The following is a 24,824-nucleotide window of genomic DNA, read 5'->3' as shown; positions in this document are numbered from 1 at the left end:
CAGGATCAGATGACGGCGTCGGCGGTGAGCGCCGCGATCTCGTCGGCGTCGTAGCCGAGCAGCTCGCGGTAGACGCGGTCGTTGTGCTCGCCGAGCGCGGGTGCGGGCCCGTCGAGCCCGACGTCGGAGCCGGAGAAGACGATCGGCACGCCGGTCGCGGACAGGTCGGCGGTCGCGCCGTGCCGCGGGTGGGCGAGCGGGACGACCTCGCGCCGGTCGCGCACCAGCGGGTCGCGCACCGCTTCCCGCGGGTCGCGGACCTCGGCGGCGGGCACCCCCTCGGCGGTGAGCCGGTCGATGACCTCGGCCCGGGGCAGCCCGCGGCACCAGGCGCCGATCAGCGCGTGCAGCTCGTCCGCGCGCTCGACCCGCTGGTCGCGGGTGCGGTAGCGGTCGTCGTCGACGAGGTCGACGCGGCCCATCGCGCGCAGCACCCCGCGGGCGAACGCGTCGGTGGGGGCGCACAGCGCGATGTGCCCGTCGGCGGCCTCCAGGATCCCGAACGGGGCCAGCCGCGGCACCATCGCGCCGGTGCGCTGTTCCAGGCCGACGGCGTCGTAGGCGTCGAACGGCTCGCAGGCCACCAGTGAGGTCAGCGCCCCGAGCATGGAGACGTCGACGTGCTGGCCCTCCCCGGTGGTCTCGGACTGCAGCAGCGCCGACACCGTCCCGACGACCGCGTACAGCGGTGCCAGCAGGTCCCCGACCGGCAGGCCGAAGCGGACCGGGTCGCCGCCCGGCTCCCCGGCCGTCATCATCACCCCGGACAGCGCCTGGATGATCGCGTCCATCGCCTTGCCGGAGCCGGGCCCGCCCTGCGCGCCGAACCCGCTGATGGAGGTGTAGACGAGCTTCGGGTTGATCTCCCGCACGGCGGCGTAGTCGATGCCGAGCCGCGTGGTGACGCCCGGCGAGTAGTTCTCGACGAGCACGTCGGCGCCGCGGACCAGGTCGGTGAACACGGTCTTCGACCGCGGGTCCTTCAGGTTGAGCGTGACGCTGAGCTTGCCCCGGCCGCGGAGCAGCATGGAGACGGACATGTCGTCGTCGTGCGTGCGGCCCAGCGCCAGGCCGTCCCGGCCGAGGTACGGGGAGTTGTTGCGGGAGGTGTCCCCGCCGGTGGCGGGGTTCTCCACCTTGATCACGGTGGCGCCGAGACCGGCGAGCAGCAGGGTCGCGTAGGGCCCGGCGAGCGCGGTGGTCAGGTCGATCACGGTGCGGCCGGCGAGCGGCTGGTGGGTCATGCGGTCTCCTCGAACGTGCCCGCCCCGGCGACGAGCCAGTCGTCGCCGCGGCGGACCAGCCTGCCGCCCAGCCGGGCGCGGGTGGTGATGTCGCGGACGTAGCCGACGACCGGTGAGTCGGGTCCCTGCGGGACGGGGCGGCCGGCGTCGTCGATGCGGCAGGGAACGACGCCCGCCTCGACGAGGCCGCCGGACCCGTCGAACCGGCAGGTGGCGACGACGGTGTCCCGGCTCTCCGGGTGGAACGGGTAGAAGGGCATGTCCGGGTCGGGGGCGAAGCCGTAGAGCTCCTTCCGCTTCGCCGCCCACGCGTCGCGCTCGGCGCTGTCCCCGCCGGACGCCGGGGTCAGGGCGTGGGTGACGGTGACGAAGTTGCCGAGCCCGTGGAAGATCGGCTTCCCGCGCCAGACCTCGATGCCGCGCAGGATGTGCGCGTGGTGGCCGAACACGGCGTCGGCGCCGGCGTCGACGGCGGCCCGGGCCACCGGCGACTCGTACATCGCCACCGCGGCGGGGGTGTGCCCGACGCCCTTGTGCAGGCCGACCAGCACGACGTCGACCTCGGCGCGCAGCCGCGCGACGTCGTCGGCCATCGCCTCCAGCGAGTCCGGGTCGGCGAAGGTGTAGATCCGCGGCGGCCCGCCGGGGCTCGCGTGGTCGAGCTCGTAGTGGGTGAGCACGTGGACGTAGGCACAGCCCGCCTTGCGGGAGGTCGCCCAGGACTCGCGCGGCCCGACGCAGTTGTAGGACAGCACGCCGATCCGGAGCCCGCCCCGCTCGACGACGGCCGCGGCGCGCGCCTCGACGAGGTCGGCCCCGGCCCCGGCGGTGACCAGGCCCGCCTTCCGGGCGTGCGCGACCGTGTCGGTCACGCCCTCCTCGCCCGCGTCGAAGACGTGGTTGCCCGCGAGGGTGACGACGTCGAACCCGGCGGCGGTCAGCGCGCCGAGCGCGGCCGGGTCCGCCGGTGGGGCGGGGACGTCGGTGGAGACCTGCACCGTGGTCGTCGAGTGCGGGCCTCGACGTGGCCGACGGTCACGTCCGCGGCGCGCAGCAGTGCCGCCGACGGCGCCAGGAACGACGCCGGGTCGGGCTCGTCGAGGATGAGGTCCCCGACCGAGGCGACGGTGATGCCCGTCGGTGCCGTCATGCGGGGACCTCCCGGGTGTGGCGGGACAGGAACGTGCGCAGCCGCTCGCTCGACGGGTCCCCGAAGATCTGCGACGGCGGCCCGGTCTCGACGATGCGGCCGGCCTCCATGAACACCACGCGGTCGGCGACCTCGCGGGCGAAGGCCATCTCGTGGGTGACGACGACCATCGTCAGGCCGTCGGTGGCGAGGCCGCGCAGGACGCCGAGGACCTCCTCGACGAGCTCCGGGTCGAGCGCCGAGGTGGGCTCGTCGAACAGCAGGATCCGGGGCCGCGTGGCGAGCGCGCGGGCGATCGCGACGCGCTGCTGCTGGCCGCCGGAGAGCTGGCGCGGGTAGTGGTGCATGCGGTCGCCGAGACCGACCCGCTCCAGCAGCGTCGTGGCGTCGCGCTCGGCGTCGGCGGCGCTGCGGCCGTGCACCCGCCGCGGCGCCTCCGTGACGTTGCGCAGCGCGCTGAAGTGCGGGAACAGGTTGAACTGCTGGAACACCATGCCGATGCGCCGGCGCTGGGCGGCGGTCCCCCTCGGGGTGAGCGGGCGCAGCGCGCCGCGGTGCTCGGAGTAGCCGAGCAGCTCGCCGTCGAGGTACATGCCACCGCCGTCGATCGACTCGAGCTGGTGGACGCAGCGCACCAGGGTCGACTTGCCGGAGCCGGACGGCCCGATCACGACGACGACCTCGCCCTCGGCCACGTCGAGGTCGACCGCGTCGAGCGCGGTGTGGTCGCCGAAGCGCTTGGTCGTGCCGCGCAGGGACAGGACGGGGTTCACGAGGCACCTCCGGAGGGGGTCGTCCGGAGGTGACCGCGGGCGAAGCGGCGCTCCAGCCTGCGCTGCCCGATCGTCAGCAGCGTGACGACCGTCAGGTACCAGAGGCACGCCACGATCAGCATCGGGACGATCTCGTAGGTCTGGTTGTAGATCACCTGCACGGAGTGCAGGAGGTCGTTCATCGCGATCACCGAGACGAGTGCGGTGCCCTTCACGACCGTGATGAACTGGCTGCCGGACGGCGGGATGATCACCCGCATGGCCTGCGGCAGGATGATCCGGAAGAAGGTCTGCGCCGGGGTGAAGCCCATCGCCGAGGCGGCCTCGCGCTGGCCGTGGTCCACGCCGAGGATCCCGGCGCGGATGATCTCGGCCATGTACGCGGACTGGACCAGCGACAGGCCGATGACGCCCGCGGTCAGCGGGGTGATCAGGTCGTTGGCGTCCCAGCTCAGCAGCGTCGGGCCGAACGGGACGCCGATCGAGATCCGCGGCAGCAGGTAGGCCAGGTTGAACCAGAAGATGAGCTGGACCAGCGGCGGGATGCCGCGGAAGACGCCGACGTAGACGGTCGCGGCCCACCGGGTCGGCCCGAAGTCGGACAGTTGAGCGGCGGCCAGCGCGCCCCCCAGCACGGAGCCGATCAGCATGGCGAGGACGGCGAGCAGCATCGTGGTGCCCAGACCGCGCAGCACCGACGGATCGAACAGGTGCTCGGCCACCACGTCCCACTGGAACCGCTCGTTGCCGACGCCGAACGCGACGAGCTGGACGGCGATCAGCGCCAGCACGGCCGAGGCGATGATCCGGCCCGGCCGGAGCCGGGGACGCGCGGTGGCGACGTCGTGCGGCCTGCCCGGTGCGGCCCCGGCGGTGGTACCGGTGGCAGGCGTGCCGGTCGTCCCGGCGGCGGTCACGGTGCGGTCCCCGCGTTGTACTCGGGGGCGGGCACGGTCACGTCGTCCAGGCCCCACTTCTGCATGATCCGGCGGTAGCTGCCGTCCCGGAACAGCTCCTCGAAGGCGCCCTGCATCGCCGGCCCGAGCTCGCTGGACTTGGCCACGTAGAGCGCGAGCTTGTCGGCGGTCGCGCCCTGCTCCTGGGTCTGCGTGACGTAGGTGTAGGCGCCCTGCTGCTGGCTGGTCACGTCGATCGCCGCGGCCTGGGTCATGCCCGCGGCCTCGGCCCGGCCGGACTGGGCGGCGAGCAGGGTGGCGTTGGTGTCGGCCAGCCCGACGGACTCCACGGCGCCGCGCCCGGTCCGCTCGCAGTAGCCGGAGAGCCGGCGCAGCTGTTCCTCGACGACGCTGGCCGAGACGACCGCGACGCGCCGCCCGCAGAGGTCCTCGGTCGCGGCGATCGGGGTCGGGGCGTCCGCCGGGACGACGTAGGACGTCCGGGTGGTCATCCAGGTGACGGTGTCGAACTGGCGCTCGCGCTCGGCGGTGACCTTCACCGGTCCGTTGAACGCGTCGTAGCGGCCGGCGAGCATGCCCTGCAGCGCCGCGGGCAGGCTGTCGACCACACTGGTCTCGATCCGGACGCCGAGCACCCGGCTCAGCTCGTCCTGGATGTCGGCGTCGATGCCGGTGATATCGCCGCCGCCGCCGACGGTGCGGTAGGGCGGGTGCGAGTCCCCGGCGAACCGGATCACTCCCGACTCCTTGACCGAGTCCGGCAGCGTGGCGTGCAGTGCGGTGTTCGCGCCGGGCTGCGGGGGCGTCCGGGTGGGTTCCCCGACGGTCGCTCCACAGCCGGTGGCCAGCGCGGCCGACGCGGCCACGACCGCGAGGGCCCAGCGACCTGGGCGCGAGTGGCGGATGAGGCGCATGGCGAGGTTCTCCCTGCGTTGGGTCGAGCCATGTGGTCGTCGGGGCCGGGATGGTGCACCGGACCATTGCCGACGATGATGGCGACGAGCGTCGCATGAGATGTCGCCTAAGACAACACCCCGCTTCCGCTGTGCGGAAGTCCGACCGGCGACACGTACGCTCCCGGACGGAGGGATGCCGATGTCGGACGACGGGTGGGCCAGGGCCGAGCCGCAGCTGCTGCTGACCTCGCTGCTCGGCGACTACTGGTACTGGCGGGACGAGCACATCCCGTCCGCGGCGCTGGTGCGGCTGCTCGCCGAGTTCGGCATCGGGCAGGAGAACGCGCGTGCCGCGATGCGCCGGCTCGCCGCGAAGGACCTGCTGACGGTGTCCCGGCACGGCCGGACGACCGCCTACGGCATCCCGCCCCGGACCAGCGACGTGATCGTCGACCGCACGCACCGGATGCTCACCTTCGGAGCGTCCGCCCCCGAGTGGGACGGGTGCTGGACGGTCGTCGCGTTCTCGGTGCCGGAGCAGGAGCGCGAGGTCCGCACCGCGTTGCGGTCCCGGCTGCGGGTGCTCGGCCTGGCCGCCCTCTACGACGGGCTCTGGGTCTCGCCGCGCGATCTCGCCGGGCCCGCCCGCGACCTCGTCGCGGAGCTGGGCGTCGCGCGGGCCACGGTGCTGCGCGCGACCGAGGTGCCCGGCGGGCCGTCCGGCGGCGGGCCCGCGGCGGCGTTCGACCTCGACGGGCTGGCCGCGGACTACCGCGGATTCGTGCGGACCTACGAGCCGCTCCGCGAGGACCTGGCGGCCGGGCGGATCGGGCCGGCCGATGCCCTGCGGATCCGCACCGAGCTGCGGGTGGCGTGGCGGGCCTTCCCGGAGCGGGACCCCGACCTCCCCGCCGAGATGCTGCCGCCGGGGTGGCTGCGCACCGACGCCCAGCGGCTGTTCCTGGAGGTCTACGACCGGCTCGGACCGCTGGCCGAGCACCGGTTCCGGCAGCTGCTCGCCGAGTCCGACCCGGATCTCGCCGAGCTCGCCTCGCACCACGACAGCACGCGGATCTCCCGGCTGCACGACGAGCTCGGCGACCGGGGCTCGCGCGGGGACACGCCGTTCGAGCAGGCCGTCCGGGCGCGCAGGCTGGACGAGGTGCGGCGCGGCCGCCCCTCGGTCTGAACGACAGGAATCCTTCCGCTCTACGGGTGACACGGGCCACTCGGTCTTGCGCTCACGCATCTCCTCGCCGCACTCTCGCCTCATCTTCATCAGGGAACCTGATGATCAACCAAGGAGGTTCGGGTGGCATTCCTCGATCCCGCGACGTGGCAGGACCGGGTGTTCACCGGTGCCTGGACACCCGGTGGCGACGGCGTCCGCGAGGTCCGCGAGCCGGCCACCGGTGCCGTCCTCGGCTCGGTCGGCGCGGCCGGCCCCGCCGACGTCGACGCCACCGTCGAGCGGGCCGTGGCGGCGCAGAAGGAGTGGGCGGCGACCCCGCACACCGAGCGCGCCGCCGTCCTGCTGCGGGCCGCGGCCCTGTTCGCCGAGCACGCGGGCGAGATCTCCGACTGGCTGGTCCGCGAGTCCGGGTCGGTCCGGCTCAAGGCCGGCATCGAGATCGACGGCTCGGCGGGCGAGTGCACGCAGGCCGCCGCGCTGGCGTCGGCCCCGTACGGCGAGCTGCTCCCGGCCGCGGGCCGGGTGAGCCTGGAGCGCAGGGTGCCGGCCGGCGTCGTCGCGGTGGTGTCGCCGTTCAACTTCCCGCTGCTGCTGTCGATGCGGTCGGTCGCCCCGGCGCTCGCGCTGGGCAACGCGGTCGTCGTGAAGCCGGACCCGCGCACCGCGGTGTGCGGCGGCGTCGTCATCGCGCGCGTCCTCGAGGCCGCCGGGCTCCCGGCCGGGGTGCTGCAGGTGCTGCCCGGCGGCGCCGGTGCCGGGGCCGCGCTCGTCGAGCACCCGCGGGTGCCGGTGCTGTCCTTCACCGGGTCCACCCGGGCCGGGCGGGCGATCGGCGCGAAGGCCGGCGAGCTGCTCAAGCGCGCCCACCTCGAGCTCGGCGGGAACAGCGCGCTCGTCGTGTGTGCGGACGCCGACCTGGAGGCCGCCGCCTCCTGCGGGGCGTTCGGCAGCTTCCTGCACCAGGGGCAGATCTGCATGGCCACCGGCAGGCATTTGGTGCACCGCTCGCTCTACGACCGCTACGTGGAGCTGCTCGGCAAGAAGGTCGAGCAGCTGCCGGTCGGTGACCCGTTCACCGGCGAGGTCGCGCTCGGCCCGATCATCGACGACGGCCAGCTCGCGAAGGTCGCCGATCTCGTCGAGCGCAGCGTCGCCGCCGGCGCCCGGCTCGTGCAGGGCGGGACCGCCGACGGCCCCTTCTTCCGGCCCACCGTGCTCGCCGACTGCCATCCGGGCGTCCCCGCCTACGCCGAGGAGGTGTTCGGCCCGGTCGCCTGCGTGCGTCCGTTCGACACCCTCGACGAGGCCGCCGAGATGGCGTCCGACACCGAGTACGGGCTGTCCCTCGGCGTCATCACCGCCGACCCCGCGGCTGGGCTCGCACTGGCCGACCGGATCCCGACCGGCCTGGTGCACGTCAACGACCAGACCGTCAACGACGACCCGTCCGCCCCGTTCGGCGGTGTCGGAGCCTCCGGCGTCGGCCGGGTCGGCGGCGCCCGCGCCAACGTCGAGGCCTTCACCGAGACCCAGTGGGTCACCGTCCGCGCGGAGTCCGCGCGCTACCCCTTCTGAGAGGAACGACCATGACCGAACCCTGGGGCAACACCGTCCTCGTCGAGTTCGACGAGGGGATCGCCTGGGTCTCGCTGAACCGCCCGGACAAGCGGAACGCGATGAGCCCGACCCTGAACGACGAGATGGTCGCGACCCTCGACGCCCTCGAGGGCGACCCGCGCTGCAGGGTCCTCGTGCTCACCGGCTCCGGCGACGCGTTCTCCGCCGGGATGGACCTCAAGGAGTACTTCCGCGAGGTCGACGAGTCCGGCGACCCCGGCCTGCAGATCCGGGTCCGCCGCGCCTCGGCCGAGTGGCAGTGGAAGCGCCTCTCGAACTGGTCCAAGCCGACGGTCGCGATGGTCAACGGCTGGTGCTTCGGCGGGGCCTTCACCCCGCTCGTCGCCTGTGACCTGGCGATCTCCGACGAGGAGGCGCAGTACGGCCTGTCGGAGATCAACTGGGGGATCCCGCCGGGCGGCGTGGTGTCCCGCGCGCTCGCGGCCACCGTGAGCCAGCGCGACGCGCTGTACTTCATCATGACCGGCGAGCCGTTCGACGGGCGCCGGGCCGCCGAGATGCGGCTGGTCAACGAGGCGGTCCCGGCCGGGCGGCTGCGCGAGCGGACCCGCGAGCTGGCGCTCAAGCTGGCGTCGATGAACCCGGTCGTCATGCGGGCGGCGAAGGTGGGCTACAAGCTCGCCCAGGAGATGCCGTGGGAGCAGGCCGAGGACTACCTCTACGCCAAGCTCGAGCAGTCCCAGTTCCTCGACGCCGAGCGCGGCCGGCAGCAGGGCCTGAGCCAGTTCCTCGACGACAAGTCCTACCGCCCGGGCCTGTCGGCGTACGCGAGCGAGTAGCCCGGTGCGCGACGACGGACTGGGGTCGTGGCCCGCGCGCCGCGCCCGGATGACGCCGGGCCGGACGGCGCTGGTGCACGGCGACCGCCACGACACCTACGCCGACCTGGCCCGGCGGACCGCGGCGCTCGCCGCCGGGCTGCGCGGGCTCGGGGTGCGGCGCGGCGACCGGGTCGGCTACCTCGGCCCGAACCACCCGGCGTACCTGGAGACACTGTTCGCGACCGCGTCGCTCGGGGCGGTGTTCGTGCCGGTCAACGCCCGGCTGGCGGCCCCCGAGCTGGCGTTCGTGCTCGACGACGCCGGGGTGTCGGTGCTGGTGCACACCCCGGCGGCCGGGGCGCTGGTCGACGCCGCCGCGGCCCGGACGCTGCGCGAGCGGCTGGTCGTCGGCGGCTCCTACGACGCGCTGGCCGGCGCCGCGGCGGAGCCGGTCGACGAGCCGGTCGGGCCGGACGACCCGTGCCTGATCATGTACACCTCCGGCTCGACCGGCCGGCCGAAGGGTGCGGTGCTCTCGCACGGCAACCTGACCTGGAACTGCGTGAACGTCCTGGTCGAGTCGGACCTCTCCGGCGACGAGGTGGCGCTCGTCGCGGCACCGCTGTTCCACACCGCGGCGCTCGGCATGACGTGCCTGCCCACCCTGCTCAAGGGCGGGACGTGCGTGCTGATGGAGGCGTTCGACCCGGCCGCCGCGCTGGAGCTCGTCGCCCGGCACCGGGTGACGCTGCTGTTCGGCGTCCCCGCCATGTACGACGCGCTCGCCGCCCGCCCCGAGTGGGCGGACACCGATCTGTCGAGCGTCCGGACCCTGCTCTGCGGCGGGTCCCCGGTCCCGGCCGCGACCGCGCGCCGGTGGCTGGAACGGGGCCTCGCGTTCGTGCAGGGCTACGGGATGACCGAGACCGCGCCCGGCGTGCTCGTGCTGGACCCGGCGTCGGCACGGACCAAGGCGGGCACCGCCGGGGTGCCGTCGTTCTTCACCGACGTCCGGATCGCCGGCCCGTCCGGCGCGCCGGTGGCACCGGGGGAGCGGGGCGAGATCCTGGTGCGCGGGCCGAACGTGATGCTCGGCTACTGGAACCGGCCCGACGCCACCGACGAGGCGCTGGCCGGGGGCTGGATGCACTCCGGGGACGTCGCCACCGCCGACGCCGACGGCTACGTCACCGTCGTCGACCGGATCAAGGACATGATCATCTCGGGTGGGGAGAACGTCTACCCCGCGGAGATCGAGTCCGCGCTGTACGAGCATCCGTCCGTCGAGCTGTGCGCGGTCGTCGGCACGCCGGACGCGCGGTGGGGCGAGGTTCCCCGGGCGGTCGTCGTCCTGCGGGCCGGGGCGGCGGCGGACGCCGACGGCATCCGGGCGCACCTGCGCGACCGGCTCGCCGGGTACAAGGTGCCCCGGCACGTGGACTTCGCCGACGACCTGCCGCGCACCGGGTCCGGGAAGGTCCTCAAGGCCGCCCTGCGGGAGCGGTACGGATGACGGCGACGACGCCCGCCGCGCCGGTGCGGGAGGATCCTGCGGTGCCGGACCGACCGCTCACCCTGTACCTCGTCAAGCGCCTGGAACTGGCGATCCGGGCCCGGATGGACGAGGCGCTGCGCCCGCACGGGCTCACCACCCTGCAGTTCACGGCGCTCACCGCCCTGCGCGAACGGGACGGGCTGTCGTCCGCGCAGCTCGCCCGGCGCTCCTTCGTCACCCCGCAGACGATGAACGAGATGGTGCGCTGGCTGGAGAAGCACGGCCACGTCGTCCGCCGCCGGGACCCGGACAACCGCCGTGTCCTGCTGCTCACCCTGACCACCACCGGCCGTGACCTGCTGGAACGCTGCGACCCGCTGGTCGGGGCGATCGAGGAGGAGATGCTCGGCGCGGTGCCCGGCGTCCAGCACCCGCTGTTCCGGCAGAGCCTGGAGCTCGGCTACACCGCACTGACCGACCCCGGGGAGGGGACATCGCCGTGACGCTCGACCTCGACCGGCTCGTCGCGATCGACGTGCACACCCACGTCGAGCAGGACGGCCACGGCTGCCTGTCGCTCGACCAGGGACTGATGGACGCCTCGGCCGGGTACTTCCGCGCCGGCCAGGACCGCACCCCGACCGTCGCGACGATCGCCGCCCACTACCGGGAACGGTCCATGGCGGCCGTGGTCTTCACCGTCGACGCGGCCACGGCGACCGGGCATCCGGCGCTGTCGAGCGAGGAGATCCTCGACGCCGCGGCGGAGCACCCGGACGTGCTGATCCCGTTCGGCTCGGTCGATCCGCACGGCGGTGCCGCGTCGGTGGCCCGGATCCGCCGGCTGGCCGAGCGCGGCGCCCGCGGCTTCAAGTTCCACCCGTCGCTGCAGGAGTTCGAGCCGGACGACCGTGCCCACTACCCGCTGTACGAGGCCGTCGCCGAGGCCGGGGTCCCCGCCCTGTTCCACACCGGCCAGACCGGGATCGGCGCGGGCCTGCCGGGCGGGCGCGGCATCAAGCTGCGCTACTCGAACCCGATGCTGCTCGACGACGTCGCGGCCGACCACCCGGACCTGACGATCGTGATGGCGCACCCGTCGGTGCCCTGGCAGGACGAGGCGATCGCGATCGCCACGCACAAGGCGAACGCCTACATCGACCTGTCCGGCTGGCGGCCGAAGTACTTCCCTCCGCAGCTCGTGCGGGCCGCGGGCAGCTACCTGCGGGAGAAGGTGCTGTTCGGGTCGGACTTCCCGGTGGTGACGCCGGACCGGTGGCTGGAGGACTTCGCGGGCCTGGACCTGCGCGACGAGGTGCGCCCGCTGATCCTCAAGGAGAACGCGGCCCGCGTGCTCGGCCTGCGCTGACGGTGCACCATCTCCGTGGAGGGGCGGACGTACCGCACGGCCGCCCGGAGGAGGCCGCCATGCCCCAGGACCCGTTCCGCGATGCGCTCGGCCCGCTCGAACCGCTGCTCGGCCGGCTGTTCGAGACCCTGGGCGACCTCGACGGCACCTCCGGTCAGGACACCGACCCCGACCGTCGCCCACCCGGGAGCCGGGGGACCCGCGGGCTCGACCGGTTCGGCCGCGACCTCACCGCGGACGCCGCCGCCGGGCGCCTGGATCCCGTCGTCGGGCGCGCCGCCGAGATCGACGCCGCGCTGGAGGTGCTGGGCCGCCGGGCGAAGAACAACCCGGTGCTGGTCGGCGAACCGGGCGTCGGGAAGACCGCGATCGCCGAGGGGATCGCCGCCCGGGTCGCGGCGGGCGAGGTCCCCGCGGTCCTGCGCGGCGTGCGGGTGGTCGCGCTCGACCTCGCCGGGATGGTGGCGGGCACGAAGTACCGCGGCGAGTTCGAGGAGCGGCTCACCGCGGTGATCGACGAGGTGGTCGCCGCGGACGGGCGGATCGTGGTGTTCGTCGACGAGCTGCACCTGGTCGTCGGAGCGGGCGGCGCCGCCGACGGGGGCGCGATGGACGCCGCGTCGATCCTCAAGCCCGCGCTCGCCCGCGGCGCGCTCCGGATGATCGGCGCGACCACCACCGAGGACTACCGCCGCCACATCGAACGGGACGCGGCGCTGGAGCGGCGCTTCGAACCGGTCCCGGTGCCCGAACCGACCGAGCCGGAGACCGTCGCGATCCTGCACGGGCTGCGCGCCCGGTACGAGAGCCACCACGGCGTCCGGCTGACCGACGGCGCGCTCGACGCCGCGGTCGCGCTGTCCGCCCGCTACCTCCCGGACCGGTTCCTGCCGGACAAGGCGATCGACCTCGTCGACCGGGCCGCCGCCCGGGCCGGGATGCGCACCGCGGGCGGCGACGCCGCGGCCGGTGCCGCCGCGCGGCAGGCGGAGGAGCTGGGCCGGGCCCGGGAGGTGGCGGTCGACTCCGAGGACTTCGAGCGGGCCGCGATGCTCACCCGGGAGCTGGAACGGCTGCGTGCCGCGTCCCCGTCCGGCGGGCGCCCGGAGATCACCGCCGACGACGTCGCCGAGATCGTCTCGCGGCGCACCGGCATCCCGGTCGCCCGGCTCGGCACCGACGAGCGCGACCGGCTGCTCGCGCTGGAGGACCACCTGCACGCCCGCGTCGTCGGGCAGGACGACGCCGTGGAGGCCGTCGCCGACGCCGTCCGTGCCGGCCGGGCCGGGCTCGGCCACCCGGACCGGCCCGTCGGGTCGTTCCTGTTCCTCGGGCCCAGCGGGGTCGGGAAGACCGAGCTGGCCCGGGCGCTCGCCGACGCGCTGTTCGACTCGCCGGACCGGATCGTGCGCCTCGACATGAGCGAGTACACCGACTGCGCGTCGGTGTCCCGGCTGATCGGCGCACCGCCCGGCTACGTCGGGCACGACGACGGCGGCCGCCTCACCGAGGCCGTCCGCCGCACCCCGTGCTGCGTCCTGCTGCTCGACGAGATCGAGAAGGCACACGTCGAGGTCACCTCGGCGCTGCTCGGTGTGCTCGACGCCGGCCGGCTGACCGACGCCCGCGGCCGCACGGTCGACTTCCGGCACACCATCGTGATCATGACGAGCAACCTGGGCTCGGAGCAGCTGCTCGCCGCCGCCACGGCCGGGACCCCGCTCGACGACGTCCGCGAGCCGCTGCTGGCGCTCGCCCGCGGCCACTTCCGGCCCGAGTTCCTCAACCGGATCGACGAGATCGTGCTGTTCGCCCCGCTCCCCCCGGCGCAGCTGCACCGGATCGTGGAGATGATGCTGGCCGAGACGGGGGAGCGGCTGCGCGTCCAGGGTGTCACCCTCGACGCCGACGACGCCGCGATCGACCTCCTCGCCCGCCGCGGGCACCGGCCCGAGCACGGCGCGCGGCCGCTGCGCCGCACCATCGGCCGCGAGGTGGAGCGACGGCTGTCCCGGCTGCTGCTGTCCGGGGACCTGCGGCCCGGCGGGACCGTCCGGCTCACCGCCGACGGTGACGAGCTGGACGTCGCGGTGACGCCGGGGTGAGGTGGGCGCTCAGCGCGCCATGCCATCCGCGGCGAGGTCGTCGGGGCGGCGCCGAGCCGGGGGAGACCGAGGATCCGCCGCCGCACCGCGTCGCGGCCGCCGTCGGCGGGTGCGGTGCCGTCGACGAACTCGTGCAGCAGCGCGGCGAACCGCGACGGCTGCTCGGCGTGCGGGAAGTGCCCGGCACCGGGGAAGACCTCCAGCCTGCTGCCGCTCAGCCGTTCGTGGGCGGCGAGGGTGTGCTCCAGCGGGATGACCTTGTCCCGGTCACCGCCGACCAGCAGCACCGGGACCTCGTCGAGCAGGTGCAGTCGCTGCGCACCGTCGAGGCGCTGCCCGGACGGTTCGAGTGCGCCGCGGGCGGTGTGCACGAACGCGCCGCGGGTGCCGCGGTCGGCGAAGGACTCCCAGGCCGCGTGCACGCCGTCGACGTCGGAGGCGGGGACGCTGCCCACCCGGTGCGCGATCTGGTGCACGGTGCGGCGCATCCAGCGCGGGGTCAGCGACGCCGCCGACCGCAGCACCAGCTCGGTGCCGGGCAGGCTGGCGGCGCGCAGCGCCAGTGCGAGGTCGTGGCCGAGCCCGCCGCTGGAGACCAGCACCACCCGCTCCACGTACTCGGGGAACTGGTGCGCGAACTGCATCGCCACGCCGCCGCCGAACGAGTGCCCGACGATCGTCACCCGCTCGATGCCGAGGGCCACGAGCAGGTCGCGCAGGCCGGTCGCGAACCCGCCGAGCGAGCAGTCGCCGCTGCGCGGGGCCTCGCTGGAACCGTGACCCAGCAGGTCCGGGGCGATCACGCGCAGGTGCTGCCCGAGCGGGGCGAGCACCGGTGCCCAGGTCGAGGAGCTGCCCGCCAGGCCGTGCACGAGCAGGACGGCCCGCCGGTGCTCCGCACCGGTCTCGCGGTAGCTGACCCGCTGGCCGTGCAGCAGGATCTCGCGCTCCGCAGGCGACTCACCCGTCATCCGACACCTCCACTCCCCGGCCCGCCGCTCTTCCGGGCGGGGGCCCCGGGGTCTCGACATCGACGTTACCGCTGGTACCGGGGCGGGGATCCGCCGGTGTGGCGGGGCACTCGCCCCCGGTCGACCGGCGTCGTACGCCCGGGTGAGGGCGGTCGCACACGCCACCCGGCAGGCCCCCGTCGCACCCCGGGTGCCCGCCGGAACCGGGGTCGAGAGCCGTCCGTATCCGCCGCTCGACCACGCGCACGGTGTGGTCGAGCGTTCGGGTACGCATCGGACTCTCGCGAACAAGACCAGGGCGGAGAACTCAGCCATCGACTCCCCCCGGCGGTCAGACGGCCGATCCCTCAGCCGGAATAGAGGCTCAGGGATCGGGTCATCGATCGCACGATGTCTTCGTCGCCCAGCACGCCGATGGCGATGAGGTCGAGGTCACCGTCCGCGGCTGTCACCGCCGCTCGATAGGCACAGAAGTCATTGTTCAGGCTGCGACCTTCTTCGCTGAACACGACGTGCTCGACCGAGTCGTCTCCCAGCGCCCTTGTTGCCAGGGGTGCGCAACTGGCTGGGCCGTCTCTTCAGGACGACCACATTGTGGCGCACGCCCGCATGTCGAAGTACCCTTGAATCCAGAAGTGGATCGGATTCGAAATAGCTGGGAACTCTCAGGGCGATCTGGCCCATGAGAATCGCGCAGACATTGGCAACGACGCCGCTTTCCAGATTTCGGGATACGGCAAGTGCGGCACGAATGGCTGCCTCCTGGGTAGAGGTGTGGAGAGCGCCTTCGGCGAGGCGGTGACTCACGGATGGTCACTGCGGCCGTGGGGTCGAGCGAAGACGACGAAGGCCATCCGTTCTCCTTTAGCAAGAACCTGTAAGGGTTCGCGCCGGTGGTGCTCTGCCACCAGTCGGTTCGTGACTGCGAGCGACCGCGCCTCCTTCGTCAGGCGCACGCCTGCGTCGGTATTGGAGCTCACTTCGACGCGGTGGTTGTATTTCACGCTGAGCTTGCTCGTCAGTTCCAGAGTAGCGGGGTGGTGGTAGAGAATATCGAACTGGCTCTCCTTCGTCTCGGCTCCCTCGGAGGTGATCAGAACAATGTCTGGCAGTGAGGCGATGAAGGTTTCGACGGCAGTCAGCCCTGGGTTGAAGAAGAACCGCCTGATCTCCGGGTAGGCTGCTGGCACGAGAAGTCCGACCGAGAATCCGTCGAGGACTACCTGCGCCGCTTCTTCGAAGGACGGATATCCGTCGATTCGACCCGTCAGTCCGCGAAATTCGTGCAACGCGACCTCCACGCTGCACGTGAGTCCGTCCGGTTCGTCGGCCAGCGTGCTGATCGAGTTGTACCGGTGCCTCGAGGTGAAGGTGAAGCTGTAGGCAGGGCGTGACGGCGGGTCCATCGTCCGCGTGGGCCGGGAGGGCCTCGATGGGCTCGGCGTGACGTCGTCAGCAGACATGACTCCCCTGTGTGTCATTCGTCGACCCCGGCGTCGGTCACGGTGTGAACGCCACCCGCAGTCCGAGTGCAACTAGCACGACACCGGAAATGTGATTGATGGTTCTTCGAACGGAGTCTCGTGTGAGAATCCTGTGCGTCGCGCCGGCCAGCCATGATGTGACTCGCCACCAGGCAAGTGCGATCGCGACGAAGATGACCGTGAGTGAGATGGAAGTGTGCACGCGCGACTCGGAGATGCCTATGAACTGCGGGAGCAGGGTGATGAACAGTAGAGCGATCTTCGGGTTCAGGATGTCGCTGATGAAGCCTTGCCGGAACGCGGTCCGGCGATCGATGACGATGATCTCCTGAGACGGCCGAGGGCTGGGTCGTGCACCGCCTGTTCTCGTAAAAGCATCCTTGCCGTCAGGGATGTCTGGGGCTTTCCCCGTGAGTTCGACACGTTCACTCCACGTCGTCCACAAGGTAGAGACTCCAAGCCAGATCAGATACATCGCGCCCGCGATCTTGACAATGCCGTATGCGGTTGCGGATGCCGCCAGGAGCGCCGACAGTCCCACGACGGACGCGGCGGCGTGGACAACTATCCCACTGCATACCCCGAGTCCGGTCCACCACATTGCGTTGCCGCCACCGCGCATGCTGTTGCGGAGGCCGAGTGCCGTGTCCGGTCCGGGGACAACGGTCAGAACAGCAACCACGACGGCAAAAGATGCTGCGTGCTCAGGCAGAGTCATTCTGCACTCAGTCCTTCGTGGTGGCGGTCCAGATGCTGCAGATCGGCTCGGCGGCCTCTGCTTCCGCAGGGATTTTCTCGCGGTGCGGATCGTACATCGAAGGTGAGGAAGGTGAACATTCTTGTGTCGCGATGTCCGGCCCCGGGGCTTGTCGGGCCGCTGCACGATGTGCCGTTCCGGGGGCGGTAGCGCTGTCGCGCGTGCCGTGTCGAGGAACTCACATCGACATCGTCTCGTCGGTGGCGGTTCGGCGATGAACTCATCCTCGCCGTGGACAGGTGCTCGACGACACGCCGTGCGAAGGGAGGAATCCGCGTCGGACACGGGGGTCCCGGCGACAGGACACCTCCGACGACATGGCCATCGCCGGAGACGCTCGCGATGCTCGAGCGGCCTGACGGCGGCCTGGTCGGTCGCCGGTGCCACGGTGTGAGCATCGGGTGCTCACGTCGATGGCCTCGGCGCGGGAGATCGATCCTGGTCGGGCCGCCATCGCTCCGCCATGCCGGCCCGCCGGGAGAAATCAGGCCGAGGCGGCGCGGCCCCGGTCCAGGGCGGCCGTGTACCAGGTGAGGAACCCCTCCACGGACGCCTCGACGACCGGGGAGAGCGGCCCCGGCCGGTACCCGCGCGACGCGATCCCGGCGTAGTTGTTCTCGCACAGCTCCCAGTCCTGCTCCGAGGTCGAGCGCCACACCGCGGTGAGCGCGTCCGTGTCGACGCCCGAGGCGTCGGCACGGACCAGGAAGCAGACCTCGACGTCGGTGGTGCCGACGTCGACGGGGGAGAGCCGGGTCGTCACCGCGTAGTCGCAGTTGGCGTGCGCCCACAGGTCCGGCAGCCCCACGATGCGCAGGCTGCCCGCGTCCTCCGCGGTCAGCGTGCCGAGGAACGGGGCGACGGGGCGGCCGTCGAGGGACTCGGTGACGAACCCGTCTCGCAGCGGGAGCCGGGCGGTCCGGTACCAGGCGCCGCCGGGGAAGCTGACCTCCTCGCCGGGGAGCCCGCGCCGCGCCCACCGCGCCCGGGCCTCGGCGAGTGCGGCCTCGTAGCGCGGGCTCGACCGGACGTCGCCGTTCACGCCGTGGTCGAAGTTGGACAGCGTGAACTCGGGGTGGCTGCCGCGGCAGTGGTAGCACTCGCGGTTGTTCTCCACGAGCGTCTTCCAGTTGGCCGCGACCCGGTAGGACAGGCGTGCCTCGACGCGGGCGTCGGCGAGCCGGTGCGGGGCGAGCTGCGGGGCCAGCGCCGCGGCGAACCCCTCGATGTCCGGCGGGTCGGGGGCCAGGCAGAGGAACACCAGCCCCTCGATCTCGCGGACGGCGACGGGGGCGAGCCGGTAGTCGCCGACCGGGAAGCCGGTGCCCATCAGCCGGGCTGAGCGCAGCCGGCCGTCGGTGCCGTAGACCCACTGGTGGTACGGGCAGACGAACGCGCGGACGCAGCCGCGGTCGGCGGTGGTGAGCCGTGACCCGCGGTGCGCGCAGACGTCGTGGTGGGCGTGCAGCGCGCCGTCCTCGCCGCGGACGACGATCACCTGGTCCCGGCCGACGTCGCGGGTGACGTAGTCGCCGGGGTGGGCCAGCTCGCAGGTGTGGCCGGCGAACAGCCACCCGGTGGCCCACACGTGCTCCAGGTCGGCGGCGAAGACGGCCGGGTCGGTGTAGGCGGCCTGCGGCAGCGACAGCCCGGGCCGGCGGGTCAGGAGTGCGGCGTCAGACATGGAACGTCCTGCCGTGGCCGGGCTCGGTCAGGGCGGGCCGGTCGAGCGCGAACCGGCCGACCGGGTGCCGGGTGCGGCCGGTGGTGGCCAGTTCGGCGAGGATCCGGCCGAGCAGCGAGGCGAACTTGAACGCGTGCCCGGCCCCGACCGCGACGCTCACCCGCGGCGAGCCGGGCACGGTGTCCAGGACGAAGTCCTGGTCGGGCGGGATCGTGTACAGGCAGGTCTTCGTGTACAGCTCCGGCCCGAGCATCCCGGGGACGTGCTCGGCGAGGAACTCCTCCTGGCGCTTGCGGCGCAACGGGTCCGGCTCGTAGGTGCGGGTGTCGGCGGTGACCTCGGGGCCGCCCATGTGCTGGCCGAGCTTGGTGGCGACCTCGCCGTACACCGGGAAGTCGTAGTAGTTCTCCGCGCCGTGCCACATGAACACCGGGAACCGCTCCGGCGAGAACTCGAGGAGGTTCGGCGTCGCGTAGTAGGTCACCTGTTCCTGGGTGACGGTCAGCGGCAGGGCCGGGAGCAGGCCGTCGAGCACCTCGTTGGTGCGTGCGTCCGCGGTCACGACGACGTGCTCGGCGCGGTAGACCTCGTCGTCGGTGACGACCTCGACGTGCCCGCCCGCGTCGTGCACCGCCCGGACCGGGGTGTGCTCCCGGACCTGGGCGCCGTACCCGCGGGCCAGCGCGACGTGCGTGGCGTTCGCGCGGCGGGCGTCGACGATCCCGGAGCGGCGCTGGTACACGGCGCGCTCGGAGCCCGACAGCCGGAACTGCGGCCAGCGCGTGGTGAGCGCGTCGGCGTCGAGGACCTCCAGTTGGACGCCGTGCCGGGCGGCGACGTCGACGTAGCCGTCGATGTCGCGGCCCCCGGTGGCCAGTCCTCGGCGGGCCTCGACGTCCTCGATCACCAGCCCGCCGGTCCCGGTGACCAGGGTCTGGCCGGAGAGGCACTCGACCTGGTGCCAGGCGTCGTAGGCGGCGGGGGCGAGCGCGGCGTAGGCGTCCTGGTGCTGGGCGAGGCGGATGATCCGGCTGTGGTCCTGGCTCGCGCCGTGGTCGTGGCCGAGCGTGTGCCGCTCCAGGCCGAGGACCCGGGCGTAGGGCGCGGCGGCGCGGGCGAGCCAGAACAGGGCGGCGGAGCCGAGGCCGCCGCAGCCGACGACGACGAACGGATGATCGGAGTTCACGCGGTGCTCCTGGGCCGGGGTGCGGGAGACACCGTCCACCGTGACCGGACGTGCCCGGCCGTGGGGCGGATCCGTGATCGCGGGCCGCGATGCTCCGATAAGGATGACCTTATGATCGGTCGATGGACGTCGAGCTGCGTCAGTTGCGGATGTTCCTCACCGTCGCCTCGGAGCTGCACTTCAGCCGGGCGGCGGCCCGCATGCACGTCAGCCAGCCGGCGCTGAGCCAGCAGGTCCGCACGCTGGAGAAGGCGCTCGGCACGCCGCTGTTCGACCGCACCAGCCGCGCCACCGAGCTCACCCCCGCCGGACGGGTGCTGCTGGAGGCCGCGCCGCGGGTGCTGTTCGAGGCCGAGCGGGCCCGGACCCGTGTGGTGCAGGCCGCCGAGGGGTCGACCGGCCTGCTCGCCGTCGGCTCGGTGGGCACCGCGCTGGCCTCGATCGCGCCGCGGATCCTGCGGACGGTCCGTGCCCGGTTCCCGGACCTGCAGATGCAGGTGTCCCAGCACGACACCGCCGCGCAGATGGTCGCGCTGGCCGAGGAGCGCCTCGACGTCGGCCTGGTCCGCGCGGCCGCCCCGACGACCGCGGTCACCGTGGAGGAGCTGGTCGCCGAACCGCTGCTGGTGGTGCTTCCCGGCGACCATCCGCTGGCCGTCCACGACACCGTCGACGCCGCCGATCTGGCGGGGGAGTCGTTCGTGCTGTGGCCGCGCCCGCTGGGGGCCGAGTTCTTCGACATCATCACCGGCTACTGCCGCGACCACGGGTTCTCACCCACGATCGTCGCCGAGGGCGCCGACATCGAGACCCAGCTCAGCCTCGTCGCGGCCGGGATCGGGGTGTCGCTGCAGCCGTCGTACTACGCGAACCTGCGCCCGCCGGGGGTGGAGTTCCGGCCGCTGTCCGGTGCGGTGCCGACGGTGGCGCTGCAGGTGGCGTGGCGGCGCCGGGACCGCTCGGCGGCCGTCGGGCACTTCGTCGAGGCCGCCCGGGTGTGTGCGGGCGACGGCGCCGGCTGACCGCCGTCGCCGGTCGATGGGCCGATCGGCGGTTGCCCACCGGCGTAGCGTCGGACGCACTCCTCCGACGTGCCCCCGGACCCCGGGCGTGCTCACCGATCCCTCCGGCGACGGCCGGGAGATCTCCCGCTGCGCATCCGCCGCCCCGGGATCCCACGATCGAGAGGCAGGGACTGTCATGGCACGACTCGTGAGGATGAGCCTCGACGACCCCGAGGAGGTCCGCCCGTTCGAGGGGGACTCGGGCCGGCTCGAGCTGGTCAACGTCGCCGCCGGCGGCGTCGGGCGCGCGACGTTCAACCCGGGCTGGCGCTGGTCGCAGCACGTCGCCCCGATCGCCGGGACCGACAGCTGCGAGGCGGCCCACATGGGCTACGTGATCTCCGGCCGGATCACGGTCCGGATGGACGACGGCGAGGAGGAGACCTACGGCCCGGGGGACTTCATGATCGCGCCGCCGGGGCACGACGCGTGGGTGCTCGGCGAGGAGCCCTGCGTCGTCATCGACTGGCAGGGGTTCGCCGACTACGCCAAGCAGTGACGCCCGCGGGGTGAGGTCCGGGGCGGGTGCGCGTCACCCGCCCGGACCGGCGGGCGGCTCGCGCGTGGTGACCAGGGTGCACACCGCGGACGAGAGCAGCAGCAGCCCGCCCGCGTGGAAGATCGCGCCGACGCCGGTGAGGCCGGCCAGCCCGCCCGCGGCGAGCGGCACGACGACCTGTCCGATGCGGTTGCCCGCCAGCCGCACGGACAGCGCCGCCGCGCGGTTGTGCCGGTCGGCGACGGTCGTCACCCAGGACATGGTGAGGGGCTGGCCCAGCCCCCAGAAGAAGCCGACGACGAGCATCATCAGGGTCAGCAGCACGACGTCGGCGGTGAGCGGGACGAGCGCCATCGGGACGCCCGAGGCGAGGGTGGCCGAGACCAGCAGGGCCCGCCGCGGGACGGTCCGCAGCAGCAGCGGCATCGCGGCCCGGGAGACCACCGACGCGACGCTGCGCACGGTGAGCAGCATCGTCACCGTGCCGACGCCCAGGCCCATCGACTGCCTCAGCAGCGGCAGGTAGGCCATGAGCAGGTCCATCCCGGTCAGGACGGTCAGGCTGGAGTAGACGGCCGGCTTCATGCCCCGGGCGCCGAGGATCGCCAGGGTGCTCTGCCGGGCGGCCGCGGCCTCGGCGCGGCTGACCTGGATGCGCTCGGCCGGGACGAACCAGAACGCCAGCGGCACGGCGAGCGCGGCGAGCCCGGCCATCACGAGCAGGGCCGGGGTGGTGGCGAGCTGCTCGCCGGTCGTCGTCCCGCCGTTGGTGAGGGTCGCGACGAACCCGGCGACGGGGAACCCGACCAGCTGCCCGGCCGAGACCCCCAGCGTCAGCTGCCCGAACCGGGCGTCGACCTTCTCCGGAGGGGACCACAGCGGGATCAGGCTCTGGCACGCGACCGTGTGCAGGATCTGGCCCAGCCCGAGGACCGCGCTGGCACCGATCAGGAACGCCGCCGACGGGCTCACCGCGGCCACGAGCACCGCGACGACGGTCAGCACCAGCCCGAGCCGGACGACGAGGACCCCGCGGCCGCGGTCGACCGCGCGCCCGATCTGCAGCGCGACGACGAGGGGGAGGAGCGCGAACGCGCCGGTGATCAGGCCGACGGTGACCGCGTCACCGCCGAGCGCGAGCGCCCGGTAGGAGATCAGCGTGCGGACGCCGGCGAGCACGGCGTGCGAGAGCAGCGTGGCGAGTACCAGGCACGGGAACCAGTGCGCGCGCAGCGAGCGGGGCCGGGGACGCTCCACCGGAGGTGGTCAGGAGGCCGCGGAGCCGGGGGCGTCCCCGCTCACCGGCCCGGTGGCACGCAGTTCCTCGCTGGTCTGGCGCAGCTCCCACGCGTGCATGACGTGGGCGTGCATCGCGGCCCGGGCGGCGGGCCCGTCCCGGCGGCCGAGCGCCTCCAGGATCGCGTCGTGGTCGTGGTCGAGCGCCCGGCTGAACTCGGTGACCCCCCACAGCGTCACCGAGGGCTTGAACCGGGCCCAGAGCAGCTGGATGCCCTCGATCATCACCGACGACGTGCTCTCGTAGATGGTGAAGTGGAGGTCCTTGTTGAGCAGCGACAGGGTCGCCGGCTCGGTGCCCTCGGCGGTGGCCCGGACCAGCCGGTCGTTCGCGGCGACGATCGCCGCGTAGCCCTCGTCGGTCATGCGCTCGGCCGCGACCTCGCAGGCCAGGCCCTCCAGCTCGGCGCGCATCCGGTAGAGGTCCTGCGCCATCTCCGGCGTGAAGTCGCGGACGGTGGCGCCGCGGTGGCTCGTGTACTCGATCGTGCCGTCGGCGGCGAGGATCCGCAGCGCCTCGCGGACCGGGGTGGGGCTGACGCCGTAGCGCTTCGCGATCGCGGTCTGCCGCAGCTGGTCGCCGGGGTTGATGACGCCCTGCTGGAGATCGGCCTTGAGCCGGTCGAGCACGTAGGCCGTGCGCGACTTCGGGGGCGCGTCCATCTCGCTCATCGGCTGCGGCGCTCCTGGTGTCGGTCGGCAGGCTTCGGCCCGGGTTCGGCCTGGTTTCGGCACGGCTCCGCAGGACGGACCGCGGCGCGGGGTGAACGTAGCACGTCGGTACTTTCCATGGTCAGTTGACTAGATTTTATAGAATCTATTGACCCGCGTTCCATGGTCGTGTTTGCCTCTTGTCCGCCGGCCGGGTGACCCCGATCACCGGCGGACAGGCCCGCCGACCAGCGCAGGAGGCAGCAGGGTGACCCGCACCGTGGTGAGCACACCCGTCCCCACGTCGACACCGTCGACACCGGGCCGGTGGGCCGGACTGACACCGGAGCACCGGGACCAGCTCCTGCACCTCCTCGTGGACGCGCTCGGCCTCGCCGCCGCCGGCGCCGCGAACGACGACGCCCGGCGGGTGCTCGACGGCCTCGCCGCCGTGTCCCCGGGCACCGTCGCGGTGCCGTGGACGGACCTGCGCCTCGCCGCGCCGCAGGCCGCGACCGCGCTGTCCACGCTGATCCACGCCTGGGACTTTGACGACACCCACGACGAGGCCGTCGTGCACACCGCCGCCGTCGTCGTCCCGGCGGCGCTGGCCGCGCTGGCGACCGCACCGGTGCCGGGGGAGCGGGTCCTGGACGGGCTCGCCACCGGCGTCCAGCTGCTGTCCCGGCTGGCCCGGCTCACCGGGCCCCGGCACGGGGTCATCCGGACGGCCGGCCTCGGGGCGCTCGCCGCCGCCGCCACGGCGGCGACGGTCTGGGGGCTCGACGAGGCCGCGACCGGCGACGCGATCGGGCTGTGCCTGGGGGCGGCGCTCGCGCCGTCGACCCGGCAGGCCGTCGTCGACGGGTCGGTCGCGAAGCGGCTCCAGCCCGGTCTCGCCGCCGCCCACGGGCTGACGGCGGCGTCGCTCGCCCGGGCCGGTGTCGCCGGACCGGCCGGCTGGCTCGGCGGGACCTTCGGCGTGCTGCCCGGGTCCGACCTGACGCTGTCCGGCCTGCTCGCCGGGCCCGCCGAGCTCGACGCGGTCGCCCTCAAGCCGTACCCGGCCTGCCGCTACACCCACGCCGCGCTGGCCGCGGCCGAGCAGCTGCACGCCCGCCGGCCCGGCGCGGACACGGTGCGCCGGATCGTCGCGCACCTGCCGGCCGGGTCCGCCTACGAGCTGGTGGCCCGGCCGTGGCAGGACCGCGGCACCCCGCTGGTCGACGTCCAGTTCTCCCTGCCGTGGCAGCTCGCCGCGCTCTGGGTGACCGGTCGCTACGACCTCGGCACGCTGCGCCGCGACCTCGGCCGCGCCGACGTCGCCGCCGCGGCCGCCCTGGTCGAGGTCCGCCAGGACCTCCCCGAGAGCGCCGTCATGTCCGGCGCCCGGGTCGAGCTGGAGACCACCGACGGCGTCCACGACGTCGCGGAGGCCGCCATGCCCGGCGCCGGCGCGGCCCGGCCCGGCCGCGACGCCGTCGACCGCAAGCTCCTCGGCTGCCTGGAGGTCGCCGCGGTGCCCGACGCCCGCGCCGCCGCCGACCGCCTGTGGCAGCTGGCCGCCGACCTCCCCGGCCTCGACGCGGCCGGAGCCGCCGCGGCCGTCACCGACCGGACCGGCCCGGCCTGATCCCGGCCCGCACCCCGCTGTTCAGCACCGACGTACGACGAGAGGGAACGACCACCATG

24 protein-coding genes are annotated in these 24,824 nt (G+C 73.5%); 11 read left to right on the top strand and 13 right to left on the bottom strand.

Annotated elements, in window-relative coordinates:
- Positions 1-5 precede the first annotated feature (5 nt).
- The 6 genes from Ae150APs1_RS03410 to Ae150APs1_RS03390 are packed head-to-tail and all read right to left on the bottom strand — an operon-like array spanning position 6 to position 4,998.
- Complete coding sequence (locus Ae150APs1_RS03410) at positions 6-1,244, bottom strand: CoA transferase (RefSeq protein ID WP_075295729.1); 1,239 nt, start codon at positions 1,242-1,244, stop codon at positions 6-8.
- Positions 1,241-2,242: a CapA family protein gene (locus Ae150APs1_RS03405; protein ID WP_249266197.1), complete on the bottom strand. Its 1,002-nt coding sequence runs from the start codon at positions 2,240-2,242 to the stop codon at positions 1,241-1,243. Before Ae150APs1_RS03405 ends, Ae150APs1_RS03410 begins: the two co-directional genes overlap by 4 nt.
- The gene (locus tag Ae150APs1_RS33275) at positions 2,182-2,394 is read right to left on the bottom strand and encodes a hypothetical protein (protein ID WP_249266196.1); all 213 of its coding nucleotides are present in this window, start codon (positions 2,392-2,394) and stop codon (positions 2,182-2,184) included. The genes Ae150APs1_RS03405 and Ae150APs1_RS33275 overlap by 61 nt, the downstream gene beginning before the upstream one ends.
- A complete protein-coding gene (locus Ae150APs1_RS03400; RefSeq protein ID WP_075295727.1) occupies positions 2,391-3,167 on the bottom strand; it encodes an amino acid ABC transporter ATP-binding protein in 777 nt (258 codons plus the stop codon). Before Ae150APs1_RS03400 ends, Ae150APs1_RS33275 begins: the two co-directional genes overlap by 4 nt.
- On the bottom strand, positions 3,164-4,084 hold the full coding sequence (locus Ae150APs1_RS03395) for an amino acid ABC transporter permease (RefSeq protein ID WP_075295725.1): 921 nt from the start codon (positions 4,082-4,084) through the stop codon (positions 3,164-3,166). The genes Ae150APs1_RS03400 and Ae150APs1_RS03395 overlap by 4 nt, the downstream gene beginning before the upstream one ends.
- Positions 4,081-4,998 carry a transporter substrate-binding domain-containing protein gene (locus Ae150APs1_RS03390; RefSeq protein WP_075295723.1) on the bottom strand — a complete coding sequence of 306 codons (918 nt, stop codon included), beginning with the start codon at positions 4,996-4,998 and terminating at the stop codon, positions 4,081-4,083. Before Ae150APs1_RS03390 ends, Ae150APs1_RS03395 begins: the two co-directional genes overlap by 4 nt.
- Before the next feature lie 175 nt (positions 4,999-5,173).
- On the opposite strand from Ae150APs1_RS03390, the gene Ae150APs1_RS03385 reads away from it, so the two are divergent.
- The 8 genes from Ae150APs1_RS03385 to Ae150APs1_RS32575 all read left to right on the top strand — a co-directional run bounded on the left by Ae150APs1_RS03385 (position 5,174) and on the right by Ae150APs1_RS32575 (position 14,320).
- Positions 5,174-6,169: a PaaX family transcriptional regulator C-terminal domain-containing protein gene (locus Ae150APs1_RS03385; protein WP_075295721.1), complete on the top strand. Its 996-nt coding sequence runs from the start codon at positions 5,174-5,176 to the stop codon at positions 6,167-6,169.
- 123 nt (positions 6,170-6,292) lie between these two features.
- A complete protein-coding gene (locus Ae150APs1_RS03380; RefSeq protein WP_075295719.1) occupies positions 6,293-7,747 on the top strand; it encodes an aldehyde dehydrogenase family protein in 1,455 nt (484 codons plus the stop codon).
- Between the two features lie 11 nt (positions 7,748-7,758).
- Positions 7,759-8,589: a p-hydroxycinnamoyl CoA hydratase/lyase gene (locus Ae150APs1_RS03375; protein ID WP_075295717.1), complete on the top strand. Its 831-nt coding sequence runs from the start codon at positions 7,759-7,761 to the stop codon at positions 8,587-8,589.
- Between the two features lie 4 nt (positions 8,590-8,593).
- Positions 8,594-10,084, top strand: coding sequence for a long-chain fatty acid--CoA ligase (locus tag Ae150APs1_RS03370; protein ID WP_075295715.1), 1,491 nt, complete (start codon positions 8,594-8,596; stop codon positions 10,082-10,084).
- Positions 10,081-10,569 carry a MarR family transcriptional regulator gene (locus Ae150APs1_RS03365; RefSeq protein WP_075295713.1) on the top strand — a complete coding sequence of 163 codons (489 nt, stop codon included), beginning with the start codon at positions 10,081-10,083 and terminating at the stop codon, positions 10,567-10,569. Before Ae150APs1_RS03370 ends, Ae150APs1_RS03365 begins: the two co-directional genes overlap by 4 nt.
- Positions 10,566-11,435, top strand: a complete 870-nt coding sequence (locus Ae150APs1_RS03360; protein WP_075295711.1) for an amidohydrolase family protein — start codon at positions 10,566-10,568, stop codon at positions 11,433-11,435. Before Ae150APs1_RS03365 ends, Ae150APs1_RS03360 begins: the two co-directional genes overlap by 4 nt.
- A 59-nt stretch (positions 11,436-11,494) precedes the next feature.
- Positions 11,495-13,540 carry an ATP-dependent Clp protease ATP-binding subunit gene (locus tag Ae150APs1_RS03355; RefSeq protein WP_075295709.1) on the top strand — a complete coding sequence of 682 codons (2,046 nt, stop codon included), beginning with the start codon at positions 11,495-11,497 and terminating at the stop codon, positions 13,538-13,540.
- 363 nt (positions 13,541-13,903) lie between these two features.
- Positions 13,904-14,320, top strand: a complete 417-nt coding sequence (locus tag Ae150APs1_RS32575) for a hypothetical protein (RefSeq protein WP_212567349.1) — start codon at positions 13,904-13,906, stop codon at positions 14,318-14,320.
- Between the two features lie 538 nt (positions 14,321-14,858).
- Here Ae150APs1_RS32575 and Ae150APs1_RS03345 read toward each other — a convergent pair.
- From Ae150APs1_RS03345 to solA, 5 genes are all read right to left on the bottom strand, one after another.
- Positions 14,859-15,062 (bottom strand): DUF2000 family protein, encoded by a 204-nt coding sequence (locus Ae150APs1_RS03345; RefSeq protein WP_083679908.1) that lies wholly within the window; start codon positions 15,060-15,062, stop codon positions 14,859-14,861.
- A gap of 252 nt (positions 15,063-15,314) precedes the next feature.
- Positions 15,315-15,974, bottom strand: coding sequence for a hypothetical protein (locus tag Ae150APs1_RS03340; RefSeq protein ID WP_139316791.1), 660 nt, complete (start codon positions 15,972-15,974; stop codon positions 15,315-15,317).
- A 37-nt stretch (positions 15,975-16,011) separates the two neighbouring features.
- The gene (locus Ae150APs1_RS03335) at positions 16,012-16,713 is read right to left on the bottom strand and encodes a LysE family translocator (RefSeq protein ID WP_075295703.1); all 702 of its coding nucleotides are present in this window, start codon (positions 16,711-16,713) and stop codon (positions 16,012-16,014) included.
- Positions 16,714-17,236: 523 nt separating this feature from the next.
- Positions 17,237-18,436, bottom strand: coding sequence for an aromatic ring-hydroxylating dioxygenase subunit alpha (locus tag Ae150APs1_RS03330; RefSeq protein WP_075295701.1), 1,200 nt, complete (start codon positions 18,434-18,436; stop codon positions 17,237-17,239).
- Complete coding sequence (solA, locus tag Ae150APs1_RS03325) at positions 18,429-19,622, bottom strand: N-methyl-L-tryptophan oxidase (protein WP_249266194.1); 1,194 nt, start codon at positions 19,620-19,622, stop codon at positions 18,429-18,431. Before solA ends, Ae150APs1_RS03330 begins: the two co-directional genes overlap by 8 nt.
- Before the next feature lie 122 nt (positions 19,623-19,744).
- On the opposite strand from solA, the gene Ae150APs1_RS03320 reads away from it, so the two are divergent.
- Together Ae150APs1_RS03320 and Ae150APs1_RS03315 are read left to right on the top strand one after the other, a co-directional pair.
- A complete protein-coding gene (locus Ae150APs1_RS03320) occupies positions 19,745-20,644 on the top strand; it encodes a LysR substrate-binding domain-containing protein (RefSeq protein WP_075295697.1) in 900 nt (299 codons plus the stop codon).
- A 178-nt stretch (positions 20,645-20,822) separates the two neighbouring features.
- Entirely contained in the window at positions 20,823-21,185 is a 363-nt protein-coding gene (locus tag Ae150APs1_RS03315; protein ID WP_029240046.1) for a cupin domain-containing protein, read from the top strand.
- Between the two features lie 33 nt (positions 21,186-21,218).
- On the opposite strand, the gene Ae150APs1_RS03310 is transcribed toward Ae150APs1_RS03315, so the two are convergent.
- Both Ae150APs1_RS03310 and Ae150APs1_RS03305 read right to left on the bottom strand, forming a co-directional pair.
- A complete protein-coding gene (locus Ae150APs1_RS03310; protein WP_212567150.1) occupies positions 21,219-22,442 on the bottom strand; it encodes an MFS transporter in 1,224 nt (407 codons plus the stop codon).
- 9 nt (positions 22,443-22,451) lie between these two features.
- Positions 22,452-23,153, bottom strand: a complete 702-nt coding sequence (locus Ae150APs1_RS03305; protein WP_010242450.1) for a GntR family transcriptional regulator — start codon at positions 23,151-23,153, stop codon at positions 22,452-22,454.
- Between the two features lie 247 nt (positions 23,154-23,400).
- On the opposite strand from Ae150APs1_RS03305, the gene Ae150APs1_RS03300 reads away from it, so the two are divergent.
- Positions 23,401-24,765 carry an MmgE/PrpD family protein gene (locus Ae150APs1_RS03300; RefSeq protein WP_075295695.1) on the top strand — a complete coding sequence of 455 codons (1,365 nt, stop codon included), beginning with the start codon at positions 23,401-23,403 and terminating at the stop codon, positions 24,763-24,765.
- Positions 24,766-24,824: the final 59 nt, after the last annotated feature.

Origin of the sequence: Pseudonocardia sp. Ae150A_Ps1, assembly GCF_001932315.1 — a bacterium.
Taxonomy (GTDB): domain Bacteria; phylum Actinomycetota; class Actinomycetes; order Mycobacteriales; family Pseudonocardiaceae; genus Pseudonocardia.
This window is presented reverse-complemented; position numbering and strand designations above follow the sequence as displayed.